11 protein-coding genes are annotated in these 12,068 nt (G+C 69.7%); 7 read left to right on the top strand and 4 right to left on the bottom strand.

The features are described 5' to 3' along the window. Position 1: 1 nt before the first annotated feature. The 6 genes from ABZ807_RS02525 to ABZ807_RS02500 all read left to right on the top strand — a co-directional run bounded on the left by ABZ807_RS02525 (position 2) and on the right by ABZ807_RS02500 (position 5,016). A complete protein-coding gene (locus tag ABZ807_RS02525) occupies positions 2 to 1,171 on the top strand; it encodes a glycosyltransferase family 4 protein (RefSeq protein WP_357151745.1) in 1,170 nt (389 codons plus the stop codon). 8 nt (positions 1,172 to 1,179) lie between these two features. Further along, positions 1,180 to 1,683, top strand: coding sequence for a hypothetical protein (locus tag ABZ807_RS02520; protein ID WP_357152223.1), 504 nt, complete (start codon positions 1,180 to 1,182; stop codon positions 1,681 to 1,683). Between the two features lie 186 nt (positions 1,684 to 1,869). Further along, positions 1,870 to 2,787 (top strand): pyridoxal 5'-phosphate synthase lyase subunit PdxS, encoded by a 918-nt coding sequence (gene pdxS, locus ABZ807_RS02515; protein WP_357151742.1) that lies wholly within the window; start codon positions 1,870 to 1,872, stop codon positions 2,785 to 2,787. Positions 2,788 to 2,789: 2 nt separating this feature from the next. After that, the gene (gene pdxT / locus ABZ807_RS02510) at positions 2,790 to 3,392 is read left to right on the top strand and encodes a pyridoxal 5'-phosphate synthase glutaminase subunit PdxT (protein WP_357151740.1); all 603 of its coding nucleotides are present in this window, start codon (positions 2,790 to 2,792) and stop codon (positions 3,390 to 3,392) included. Positions 3,393 to 3,610: 218 nt separating this feature from the next. Next, positions 3,611 to 4,363 (top strand): YebC/PmpR family DNA-binding transcriptional regulator, encoded by a 753-nt coding sequence (locus ABZ807_RS02505; RefSeq protein WP_357151738.1) that lies wholly within the window; start codon positions 3,611 to 3,613, stop codon positions 4,361 to 4,363. A 5-nt stretch (positions 4,364 to 4,368) separates the two neighbouring features. Further along, positions 4,369 to 5,016 carry a DUF402 domain-containing protein gene (locus ABZ807_RS02500; RefSeq protein WP_357151735.1) on the top strand — a complete coding sequence of 216 codons (648 nt, stop codon included), beginning with the start codon at positions 4,369 to 4,371 and terminating at the stop codon, positions 5,014 to 5,016. Between the two features lie 128 nt (positions 5,017 to 5,144). Here the strand turns inward: ABZ807_RS02500 and ABZ807_RS02495 are convergent, their stop codons facing one another. Genes ABZ807_RS02495 through ABZ807_RS02480 form a run of 4 tightly spaced genes read right to left on the bottom strand, consistent with a single transcriptional unit; the run spans position 5,145 to position 7,041 of the window. Then, on the bottom strand, positions 5,145 to 6,095 hold the full coding sequence (locus ABZ807_RS02495; protein ID WP_357151732.1) for a permease prefix domain 1-containing protein: 951 nt from the start codon (positions 6,093 to 6,095) through the stop codon (positions 5,145 to 5,147). Then, on the bottom strand, positions 6,092 to 6,433 hold the full coding sequence (locus tag ABZ807_RS02490; RefSeq protein WP_357151729.1) for a PadR family transcriptional regulator: 342 nt from the start codon (positions 6,431 to 6,433) through the stop codon (positions 6,092 to 6,094). The genes ABZ807_RS02495 and ABZ807_RS02490 overlap by 4 nt, the downstream gene beginning before the upstream one ends. A 3-nt stretch (positions 6,434 to 6,436) precedes the next feature. Next, entirely contained in the window at positions 6,437 to 6,802 is a 366-nt protein-coding gene (locus ABZ807_RS02485) for a sigma factor-like helix-turn-helix DNA-binding protein (protein ID WP_357152220.1), read from the bottom strand. Positions 6,803 to 6,813: 11 nt separating this feature from the next. After that, positions 6,814 to 7,041, bottom strand: a complete 228-nt coding sequence (locus ABZ807_RS02480) for a hypothetical protein (protein WP_357152217.1) — start codon at positions 7,039 to 7,041, stop codon at positions 6,814 to 6,816. 1,335 nt (positions 7,042 to 8,376) lie between these two features. On the opposite strand from ABZ807_RS02480, the gene ABZ807_RS02475 reads away from it, so the two are divergent. Continuing rightward, positions 8,377 to 11,850 (top strand): LamG domain-containing protein, encoded by a 3,474-nt coding sequence (locus ABZ807_RS02475; protein WP_357151727.1) that lies wholly within the window; start codon positions 8,377 to 8,379, stop codon positions 11,848 to 11,850. Positions 11,851 to 12,068 lie beyond the last annotated feature (218 nt).

Below are 12,068 nucleotides of genomic sequence, written 5' to 3'. Positions count from 1 at the left end.
CGTGCGGATCGGCATCGTGTGCCCATACTCCTTCGACGTGCCCGGTGGGGTGCAGAACCACGTCATGGACCTCGCCGAGGCGCTGATCGGGCTCGGTCACGAGGTGAGCGTGCTCGCCCCGGCCGACGAGGAGTCGACGCTGCCGCCGTACGTGGTCTCGGCGGGGCGGGCGGTGCCGCTGCCGTACAACGGGTCGGTGGCCCGGATCGCGTTCGGCCCCGTCTCCACCGCCCGGGTGCGCCGCTGGATCACCCGGGGCGACTTCGACGTGCTGCACGTGCACGAGCCGCTGACGCTGAGCCTGTCGATGCTCGCGGTGCTCTCCGCCCGCGGGCCGGTGGTGGCGACCTTCCACACCGCGATGACCCGGTCCCGGGTGCTCGCCGCCGCGCAGGGCGTCCTGCAGATCGTGCTGGAGCGGATCACCGCCCGGATCGCGGTCAGCGCCCTGGCCCGCAAGGTGCAGGTCGAGCACATGGACGGCGGCGCGGTGGAGATCCCCAACGGGGTGGCGGTGGCGAAGTTCGCCGGCGTGGCGCCGCTGCCCGGCTGGCCGGGGGAGTGCGCGCCGGGCACCGGCGGCACGGTCGGCTTCCTCGGCCGCTTCACCGAGGCCCGCAAGGGTTTCCCGATCCTGCGCGACGCCTTCGTCGCGCTGGCCCCGCACCGGCCCGGACTGCGCCTGCTGGTGGCCGGCCCCGGTGACCCGGACGACCTGTTCGGGCGGTTCCCGGCCGAGCTGCGCGACCGGGTGACGTTCCTCGGCATGGTCCCCGAGGAGGACAAGGCCCGGATGCTGCGCAGCCTGCACCTCTATGTCGCGCCGAACACCGGCGGGGAGTCCTTCGGGATGATCCTCACCGAGGCGCTGGCGGCCGGCACCACCGTGGTCGCCAGCGACCTGGACGCGTTCCGCCGGGTGCTCGACGGCGGGCGGGCCGGCCGGCTCTTCCCGACCGGGGACGCGGTCGCGCTGCGCGCCGCCCTGGCCGAGCTGCTCGACGACCCGCAGGGCCGGGCCGCGTTGACCGCCTACGGCGAGCAGGTGGTGGCCCACTACGACTGGCCGGTGGTCGCCCGCCGGGTCCTGGAGGTGTACGCGGCGGCCATCGAGGCCACCGATGGCCGGGTCATCGACCAGGAATGGGTGGGGCTGGGCGGGGCGGTGTGACCACTACGATGCCGCACATGTGGTGGGTGGTGGGTGCGACGACGGTCGTCGCCCTGGCCGCGGCGTACCTGGTCTGGACGGCCGGCCGGGTCGAGCGGCTGCAGGCCCGGGCGGAGTCCGCGGCCCGGGCGCTCGACGCCCACCTGCTGCGCCGGGCGGCCGCCGCCGCGGTGCTGGCCGAGCGGCGCTACGGCGTCGAGCTGTACGCGGCGGCGCGGATCGCGCTGGACGCCCCGCCGGAGGAGCGGGAGGCCGCCGAGAACGACCTCACCCGGCAGTTGCGCGCGGTACGGCTGGACCCGGCCGACCCGGTCTGCGAGGCGGTGATCGCCGCCAGCCGGCGGCTGGCCCTGGCGCGGCAGGTGCACACCGACCTGGTCCGCGACGCCCGCGCGGCACGCAACCGCCCGCTGGTGCGGCTGTGCCGGATGGGGCGCCGGCACCCCTGGCCCCGCTACTTCGACGTCGACGACCCGAACCTTGCGGTCGCCGCCGAGGCCCCGGCGGGCTGACGTCCGCTTCGGGCGGCGGTCGACCCCGGTGCCCGGTTCCGGCCGGTCTGCGCGGGGGGTCCGATCCCGGGTGATGACTGCCACAGTGCAGGCCACCAGGGGTCTGATTGGCTGTCGGACCGGTGTTGACCCCGTCGTAGCATCAGTCGAAGCCACCCCCCGAGCACGTCCGAGGAGCGATAACCCGTGCCCGAAGCCACCTCCCAGAACGCCAGCGCAACCTCCGTCGTCGGCACCGCCCGGGTCAAGCGCGGCATGGCCGAGATGCTCAAGGGCGGCGTGATCATGGACGTGGTCACCCCCGAGCAGGCCAAGATCGCCGAAGACGCCGGCGCCGTCGCCGTGATGGCGCTGGAGCGCGTGCCCGCCGACATCCGCGCCCAGGGCGGCGTGTCCCGGATGAGCGACCCGGACATGATCGACGGCATCATCGAGGCAGTCTCCATCCCGGTCATGGCCAAGGCCCGGATCGGCCACTTCGTCGAGGCCCGGATCCTCCAGGCGCTCGGCGTCGACTACGTCGACGAGTCCGAGGTGCTGACCCCGGCCGACTACGCCAACCACATCGACAAGTGGGCCTTCACCGTCCCCTTCGTCTGCGGCGCCACCAACCTCGGCGAGGCGCTGCGCCGGATCACCGAGGGCGCGGCCATGATCCGCTCCAAGGGTGAGGCCGGCACCGGTGACGTCTCCAACGCCACCATGCACATGCGCAAGATCCGGCAGGAGATCGCCCGGCTCAGCTCGCTGCCGGCCGACGAGCTGTTCGTCGCCGCCAAGGAGCTCCAGGCGCCGTACGAGCTGGTCAAGGAGGTCGCCGAGACCGGCAAGCTGCCGGTGGTGCTGTTCACCGCCGGTGGTATCGCCACCCCGGCCGACGCCGCCATGATGATGCAGCTCGGCGCCGAGGGCGTCTTCGTCGGCTCCGGCATCTTCAAGTCCGGCAACCCCGCCCAGCGCGCCGCCGCGATCGTCAAGGCCACCACCTTCCACGACGACCCGGACGTGCTGGCCAAGGTCTCCCGCGGCCTCGGCGAGGCGATGGTCGGCATCAACGTCGACGAGATCCCGCAGCCGCACCGGCTGGCCGAGCGGGGCTGGTGAGCATGAGCGGGCCCACCATCGGTGTGCTCGCGTTGCAGGGTGACGTGCGCGAGCACGTCGCGGCCCTGACCGGTGCCGGTGCGGACGCCCGCCCGGTACGCCGTCCGGCCGAGCTGGACGCGGTCGACGGGCTGGTCATCCCCGGCGGCGAGTCCACCACCATCAGCAAGCTCGCCGACATCTTCGAGATGCGCGAGCCGATCGACAAGCGGATCGCCGGCGGGATGCCGGTCTACGGGTCCTGCGCCGGCATGATCATGCTGGCCACCGAGGTCCTGGACGGCCGGCCCGACCAGCGCGGCTTCGCCGGCATCGAGATGACGGTGCGGCGTAACGCGTTCGGCCGGCAGGTCGACTCGTTCGAGGCCCCGGTGCGGATCGCTGGGGTCGAGGGCGAGCCGTTCCACGCGGTGTTCATCCGGGCGCCGTGGGTCGAGCGGGTCGGTGACGGCGTCGAGGTGCTGGGCCGGGTCACCGAGGGCCCGGCCGCCCAGCGGATCGTCGCGGTCCGGCAGGGCAACCTGGTGGCCACCTCGTTCCACCCGGAGCTCACCGGCGACCTGCGGCTGCACCGCTACTTCGTGGACCTGGTCCGCGCCGCCTGAGCCGGTGCTGGCAGGGCCCCCTCCCGACCGGGAGGGGGCCCTGCCGACGCCTGGCGGCGGTGCGCGTGTGACACCGCCGGGTCCCACCTCGGTAGGATTGCCGCGGTTCGGCAGGGCTGACCGCCCGCCGCAGCCCTCCATCCGACCGGCCACCGGCCCAGGTGTGGAGTTGGCGCGGACAGTCGACGCAGGCGTGGGTCAACAGACGGAGGTATGACATGTCCGGCCACTCAAAGTGGGCGACCACCAAGCACAAGAAGGCGGTCATCGACGCCAAGCGCGGCAAGATGTTCGCCAAGCTGATCAAGAACGTCGAGGTCGCGGCGCGCACCGGCGGTGGCGACCCGGCCGGTAACCCGACGCTCTACGACGCCATCCAGAAGGCCAAGAAGAACTCGGTACCGAACGACAACATCGACCGCGCGGTCAAGCGGGGCTCCGGCCTGGAGGCCGGCGGCGCCGACTGGCAGACGATCATGTACGAGGGCTACGGCCCGAACGGCGTGGCGATGCTCATCGAGTGCCTGACCGACAACCGCAACCGGGCGGCGACCGAGGTGCGTACGGCGCTGACCCGCAACGGCGGCTCGCTCGCCGACGCCGGCTCGGTGTCGTACATGTTCTCCCGCAAGGGCGTGGTGATCGTGCCCAAGGCCGGCACGACCGAGGACGACATCATGATGGCCGTCCTCGACGCGGGCGCCGAGGAGGTCAACGACCTCGGTGAGGCGTACGAGGTGGTATCCGAGCCGACCGACCTGATCGGAGTCCGCACCGCCCTGCAGGACGCCGGAATCGAGTACGAGTCGGCCGAGTCCTCCCTGATCCCCAGCGTCAACGTGCCGCTGGACGCCGACGGCGCGCGCAAGGTCTTCAAGCTGATCGACGTCCTCGAGGACTGCGACGACGTGCAGAACGTCTACGCCAACTTCGACGTCTCCGACGACGTCATGGCCGCGGTGGACGTCTGATCCCGGTGACCGGACCGCGATTCCCGTCGGGCGGGGTGGTCGTCCGGCGGGAGATCCTGCGCGGCGAGGTGTGGTTCGGCTGCCCGACCATCTGCGTCGAGGACTCCGCCGACCTGCTCGCGCTCTACCTGCCGCCGGGGGCCGAGTTCGGCTTCCCGGAGGGCGGCTCCTTCCCGTGTGGACGGCACCCGTGGCAGACCGCCGGCCACACGGCCTGGTCGGGGCACGGCAAGCTGATGCTCCAGCGCCCGGGCGAGGCACACTCGGTGGACGTCTTCTGGACGGGCGCGGACCGCGCCTTCGCCGGCTGGTACTTCAACCTCCAGGATCCGTTCCGGCGTACCCCGATCGGGGTGGACACCCTCGACCACGAGCTGGACCTGTGGTGGCCGGCGGGCGCCGGCCGATACGTCTGGAAGGACGTCGAGATGTTCGCCCAGCGCCTCACCGAGGGGCGCTACCCGGGGATGGCGGACACGATCCGCGCGGAGGGGGACCGGATCGCCGCCCTGCTCGACGCCGGCCGGCGCTGGTGGGACGAGGGCTGGGCACACTGGCGGCCGGATCCGTCCTGGGGTGTGCCGCGCCTGCCGGCCGGCTGGGACACCGTCGCGTGCCCACGTGGCGAGGCGACGCCGGCGAAACCCGGCTGACGGTCCACCTGCTTCCTGGCCGCGGCCACCGCCGGCACCCTGCGCCCCCGCGACGACCAGTGACGCAGACGCGGACGTGCCGCGGCCCGGCACCCCCGTGAGTGCCGGGCCGAGACGGTTGATGCGGATCAGTGCCGGCTGCGGTACGCCTTGACCCCGCTGTCGACGATGTCCCCGAGCACGATCAGGATCGTGCCGACCACCGTCACGGTCGCGACGGTGTCGAGGTTCTCGGACCGTCCGAGCCACTCGAAGCGCGCCACGAACTCGGGATTGAGCAGCCGGTCGGTCAGCAGCAGCCAGGCCACCGGCACCGCGAACGCCAGGTCCAACAGCGCGTTCACCGCTACCAGCGGCCAGGTCCAGCGCCCGGCCCGGTACTTGGCGATCTCCAGGCCCACGGTGGCGACCAGCACCGCGATCAGGAATGGCAGCCAGAAGCTCCACAGCGCCGGGTCGAGGATCGGCAGGTTGTCGCCGTTCCCGGCGGGGACGAACGAGTGGAAGTGCTGCACCGGCAGGTACGCGATCACCAGCACGAGCCAGCCGATCGTGGCGGCGGCGTCGGTCAGCGTGATCTGCTGGTTGGTCTGGTCCTCCGGAAGCTGGTCGACGGACCACTCGGGCAGGTTCAGCGAGGTGTTGGTCCGCTCGAGCACCGCGAAGACCAGCGTGACCCAGAAGGCGATCTGGACCGCCACCTGGAGGGCCGCGGCGATGCCGGCACCGACCGCTCCGCCCGGGTTCTTACCGTCGGTCGCCTCCACCAGGCCGACCACGACGCCCACCGTGGCCGGTACGAAGGAGAGCAGCAGCTTCAGCAGCCGCTCCCAGATCAGGTAGTAGGTCGGGCCGATGAGCTGCAGGCGGCGGTCGGCGTAGCGGGCGGCGAGCTGCGCCGGGTTGCCCAGCTCGGTGAGCACCTCCCGTTCGGCCGTGGCGGTGTCCTGCCCGCCGGCCGAGCGTCCCTCGATCATGTCGTCGATGGAGGCACGCAGTTCGGTGGCGATCTCCTCGCGGCGCGGGGCCGGCACCGATCGCAGGGTCGCGGCGAGATAGCGGTCGGTCAGGGAACTCATCGGTCGGCTCCTTCAATCAGCCCGGTCACGGAGGTCTGCACGGCGGCGAGGTCGTCGAGGAGCCGCCGGAGCACCGACTCGCCGTCCTCGCTGGTGCGGTAGAACTTGCGCGGTCGGCTCTCCTCGGTGTTCCACTCGCTGGTCAGCAGGCCCTGCTCCTCGAGGCGCCGCAGCAGCGGGTAGAGCGTGTTGGCGTCCACCGGGAAACCGTGCGCCGCGAGTCGCTGGAGCAGCGCGTAGCCGTAGTCGGGCCGGCGCAGCGCGACCAGGCTCGCCACCACCACCGTGCCGCGGCGCAACTCCTGAAGATGGGTCCGCAGGATCTCCTCGCTCACCATGCGTCACACCATACTGTGTGCCACACAGTGTTGTCCAACTCTATATTGTCGTGCAGCGTCGGAACAATGTGTCGCCTCGGGATGAGGGGTGCCGGCGTGGTGCCGGCGCCCCTCATCCTGGGCGGGGTCAGGCAGGAGCGGCCCTGCCGGAATCCGCGTTCGACGGCGAGCGTCGCCGGTCCGGGCGGTCCGGACGCGCTCGGCGCGGCGGGGGCGACGGGGTGGCCGCCGGGGTCGGCGGCCGCACCGGCAGCGGCGCGACCGGCATCTCGCCGCAGGCCGCCGGCGGGCCAGGTGGACGCGGGACTTCGCGGTCCCCTCGGGCACGTCGAGCAGGGCGGCGATGTCGCGGTAGGTCAGCCCGAGCACGTCGCGCAGCGTCACCGCCTCGGCGAGCCCCGGGCGCGCCGCGTCCAGCGCGTTGAGCAGGTCGAGCCGGGTGCCGGCGACCACGCTGGTCCGCCGGGGGCGGGCGGATCGGGCAGCGGCACGCCGCCGGACTCGACCAGCCAGCGCTGGCGCAGCGCCCGGCAGGTCGACCGGGCTCGATTGGCGGTGAGCCGGTAGAGCCAGGTGTGGAACGACGACCAGCCCTCGAACCGGCCGATGCCCCGGGCGAGCGCGAGCAGGGCGTTCGGGCACGCTTCCTCGGCGTCCTCCCGGCGTCCTCCCGGTAGGGCAGCAGGCGGGCGCAGCGCCGCAGTACCTTGGGGCGTGCGACCGCCAGCAGCGCGTCGACCCCGCCGACTCGGCCAGGTCGTCGATGTCGTCAGCGAGGCGCACTACACCGTCCGCTGTCCGCCGGTGTGCCGTGCGGTCCAGGTTACGGCCGTGCGGGCGTCTCTGGATCCGCCGAGTCGGCCAGCCGGCGGTCGGCGGCGCCGGCCCGGGAGAGATCCGCACCACTCGACGACTGCGCCACCTATCCGGGGCCGAGCGTCGCTTCATGATCGGCTAAGGCGCGAATGGGAGCTGTTGACTGGCACCCGAGTGCTTCCGGTTCTGCTGCTCGACTGGAGGCTTCGGAAGACAGGACGAGAAGTGGGCTGCCGCCGACCGGCGCGGTCGGTGCCGCTGACGGGTATCGAATCCGCAGGAAGCCTCCATCCAATTTCCGCAACCCAATGAATCTCGGATCCTCGCGGTGTCCTTCGGTGGAAATTCCGGTTCTCGATTTCCTGGGAGACTCGTCGTTTCAATTCGTCCGGCGCTGTCGCCCCCAGCTGATCCGTGCCGGAGTTGCCGCAGCCGCCCGCGAGGGTGGCGGTGTGAGAACCCGGTTGGGCTTGGTTGCGTTGAGTAGCTACTTCCCCGTCTGGCCTGATGATCGACTTTTGCAACCCATACGCACCGTGACCTTCAGTGCGTGTGTTGACACCACGTGTGTCGACTCTCTACCTTTATGCCACTTTCGAGCGGGGGGAGGGCGGCGTTGGCCGTCGCGGGTCGATCGGTAATTTTCGAAGCCGGTCTAGTGGGGTCTAGTGGTGGCCGGCATCGCGCAGTCGGTTCCTAGGTGCAGGCAGTAACGGCTGACGATGGTCGGCGCCCGGGTCATGGCCCGGTTCGCCACTACGGCGACGGCATGCCTTCGATCGATGGTCGGCCGGCCGTGTCGGAGATCTTTTGGCATCTTCCGGCGCTTCCTGCGGCTGTGGCGCACGTGGGCGGGCTCGGTGTCCTCTTATTCCCCTTCGGAACGTCGGGCTCCGCTTGATTCATTCCTAAAGCGGTCGAAGCAAATGCATCCGAAACATCGGAATTGCACGCGCTCTGTCTCGGTCAGAAAAGGCCGAGGCAGAGTTGCGAATTACGACTCCGGTCTCACGGAGCAGTTCGGCACGTCATGGGCCATTCCAACAGAACCCTTCAAGGAGGTACAAGTGGGTCGTCTTTCGTGGACAGCCCCCTTTCGATGGCGCGCAGGTGGCTCCGCTCTCGTGATGGCGCTCGTCGTCGCCAGCGCCCTTGCGCCCCCCTCCGATGCCGAGTCGCCGCCCACGGTCCCCCTGAGTAGTGCCCGGCCGGAGGGACTGTCGGAAGCCGAGGCCTTGATGGCGGCAAAGGGACGTGGTACGACGGTCGAGGTCACGAGCCTGAAATCGGAGACCAGCCGGGTTCTGGCAACCCCGAAGGGGACGCTCGTCCTGGAGTCGTACTCAACTCCACGCTGGACGAAAAAGGATGACGGCGCGGGCTGGCAGCCCATCGATACGCGGCTGGTTCGCGGTGGCGACGGGCGCGTCGCTCCCGTGGCGACCCTGACGGACGTCGCGTTCTCGACCGGCGGCACCGTTCCGGCCGTACGTCTGCCCGTCGGTGGAGGTGAATTCACCCTCTCCTGGCCTGGGACTCTCCCTGAACCACGGTTGGAGGGTGACACCGCGGTCTATGAGGCGGTCCTGCCCGACGTCGACCTGCGCTTGCGGGCCTTGGTCGACGGGTTCACCTGGGTGCTCGTCGTGAAGTCGGCCGCTGCGGCAGCGAACCCGGCTCTCGAGGAGTTGCGGTTCCGCCTGGACGCCGTCGGTCTGACGAAGCGTTCGCATGCCGGCGGTGGATTCGACGCCCTCGACAGTGCTGGCAAGGTGGTCCTCTCCGGGGGCAACGCCGTGATGTGGGACTCGTCCGGTCTCACCCCCGTCGCTCCATCAGCCAAGAACAAGGGTCTTGCGGCGCTCTCGCAGCGGGAGAGGCACGATCTCGTCCGGACGGTGCCGGACAGGGGACGCAAGGCGGAACTCGCCACGGGCGTCCAGGGTGACGACCTGATCATCCGGCCCGACCTGTCACTGCTGCGCGGCCGCAAGACGGTCTATCCGGTGGTGATCGATCCATGGACCACGCTCGAGAAGTCGATGTGGGGTTACGCCGGTCAGACCAATGCCACCCGTGACGACGGTATCGCCCGGGTCGGTCTGGACCCCGCCGGCTCCGGGGTCTACCGGTCCTTCTTCCGGTTCAACCTCAAGACGCTGGCTAACAAGAACATCCGCTCCGTGAAGTTTCTGGCCGAGCTGATCCACTCCTGGGATTGCGACAGCACTCCGGTCAACCTCTGGCGGTCGGCCGATCTGGGCACTGCGGGCAAGCAGAGCTGGGACGGACCCAACCTCGAGTTGTGGCTGGACGAGCGGTCAGGGCACGCACACAAGCCGGGGATCGGGGGTTGCCCCAACGATCCTCAGCCCAACGTGCCGATGGAGTTCGTGAACTCGAAGCTCACGAGCGACATCAGCTCCGCTCGCGGTCAGGACAACTACACCCTCGCCCTGTCCACCAGGCAGTCGGACGGGTCGTCGGAGTCCACCGGGAACTGGTGGAAGAAGTTCGACCCGGCCAAGACCAAGCTCTCGGTGGAGTACAACACCAACCCCAACGCCCCGACCGCCGCCCAGATGACTACACACGCCGACTACACGGCCCCCGCTCTTGCGTGTGTCTCCGGAGCGTCCCGTCCCGCGGTCCGTGGAGACCTTCCCTATCTGAAGGCGACGCTGACCGATCCTGACGGCACCAACGGTGGCAGCCTGTCCGGCGTCTTCACTCTGCAGAAGCTGGTGAACTCGACATGGACGCCGGTCACCGGTTGGCCGAGGACGGACTCGGGTGTCGCCCCTGGTGCCAAGGCCGAGGTGCGACTACAGGCCAAGGCGGTCAGCGGCGAGGTATACCGGTGGCAGGTGCAGACCAAGGACACCCTCGGGGGTGTGTCCGTCCTGTCGCCGTTCTGTGAGTTCGTCATCGACATGGTCGGCCCACGGAAGCAGCCAATGGTGGTGACGGCCGATCAGATGTATCCCGAGTCGCCGCCGCTCGGCACCAACCAGGAGGCCAAGGGCTCGCCGGGCTACTCGGGGCGGTTCACCTTCTCCGCCAACGGCCAGCCGGACGTCTACGACTACACCTACCAGGTCGGGGACGGGCCGCTGTTGACCGCGAAGCCGACGACCCTCGGCGGTTCCGTCACGGTCTGGGTCACCCCCATGACTGACGGGGACAACACGCTCACCGTCATCAGTCGCGACTCCTCCGGCAACCAGTCCGATCCCTACAACTACGACTTCGCGGTCAGCTTCCTCTCCCTACCCAAGGCCGTCTGGGCGATGAACGAGACGGGTGGCCCCTTGGTCACTACTCCGGCCGGTGGGCCGGACATCACCCTGACCACCCCTTCAAGGTACTCGATCCAGCGATCCGACAGCTGGTACCGGGGCACGCGCAACGGCACTCCGGAGACGGCGATCGACTTCAACATCTCGGGGGGCTGGGGGGCCACCAGCACCGGTGTCCCGATCGACTCCTCGCGCAGCTTCAGCGTGGCGGCCTGGGTCCGGGTTGATGCCACGGACACCTTCGCCTCCGCCGTGGCCGCTGGCGGAACCCACAACGGCGCGTGGCAACTGCAACGGGACAAGGGCGGGAAGTGGTACTTCCACACCTTCTCCGCGGACAGCCTCACTCATACCCGCACCTCGGTCGCGTCGAGCCAAAACGCGGCGGTGGGTGTCTGGCAGCATGTCGCAGGCGTCTACGACGCCGGTCTCAAGGAGATCCGCATCTATGTGGACGGCACGTTCCAGGCGCGCCAGCCACTGAGCTCCCTGTGGAACGCCACCGGCATTATGCAGATCGGCCGGGTGCGCTACAACGACACGGAACAGAACTACCTCCAAGGGGCGATCGACGACGTCCGGCTCTGGGACCGGACGCTCAACGTGGAGAGAGATCTCCTGCCGCTGGTGAAGCCGGTGTCGGTGGGCCACTGGTACTTGGACGACAACGACGGCGAGGCGCCGGTGCAGGCCAGTGACGGCTCAGGGTTCGGGCGGCCGTTGACCCTGACCGACGCCCCGTCGGCCACAATCTGCGAGAACGACATGGACTACTCTGCCGCGCTGTGTCTCGACGGTGCGAATGGCACGGCCACCACTGACCAGGCCGTCCTGAACACCAACGGCTCTTGGACGGTTGCGGCGTTGGTGAAGCCGTCGGCCTTCACCACGTACCACACCGTCCTGTCGCAGTGCGGGACGTGGCGCTGTGCCTTCTACCTCCAACGGCAGAACAACTCTCCCGCGAGCTGGGCGATCGTCGTGCCGGACAACGACATGCCGGATCCCTATGTCAGCTACACCACGGTGAAGTGGAGCGGGATACCGGCTCTGAACACCTGGGTACATCTCGCCGCGACCTACGACGCGGTCACGCGGACCCTGAAGCTGTTCGTCAATGGGCAGCCGGCCGGATCGAAGGCAGGCATTCCATCGACCATCCCCACCTGGGGAGGGCTGAGGGTTGGTTCGTCCGACAGCGGTGACAACTTCAACGGAGCCGTCGACGCGGTTCAGGTCATCCAGGGCGCCCTGCCGGACGATGCCGTCACCGCCTTGATGAGTGAGGTCTACGGGGTGTAGCAGCCCCGAGTGTCCGTCCGGTTGGAGCACCGGCTCCGGTGCTCCAACCGGACCACCGCATGCGTCGCCACCGTGAGGCCTGACCGGCTGATGCGGGCTGACTGGCGACAACACATCCGTACGGGATTCCGAAATACCGGCGCGAGCGCCGGCCTCTAGCGCGCGTCGGCATCCGCAGCCGGTCGAGCTGGATCCCCTCTTAGTGGAAGGAAACGATG

Origin of the sequence: Micromonospora sp. NPDC047548, assembly GCF_040642975.1 — a bacterium.
In the GTDB taxonomy this organism is placed as follows: domain Bacteria; phylum Actinomycetota; class Actinomycetes; order Mycobacteriales; family Micromonosporaceae; genus Micromonospora.
Note: the sequence above shows the minus strand (reverse complement) of the source record. Positions and strands in the feature narration are given on the sequence as shown.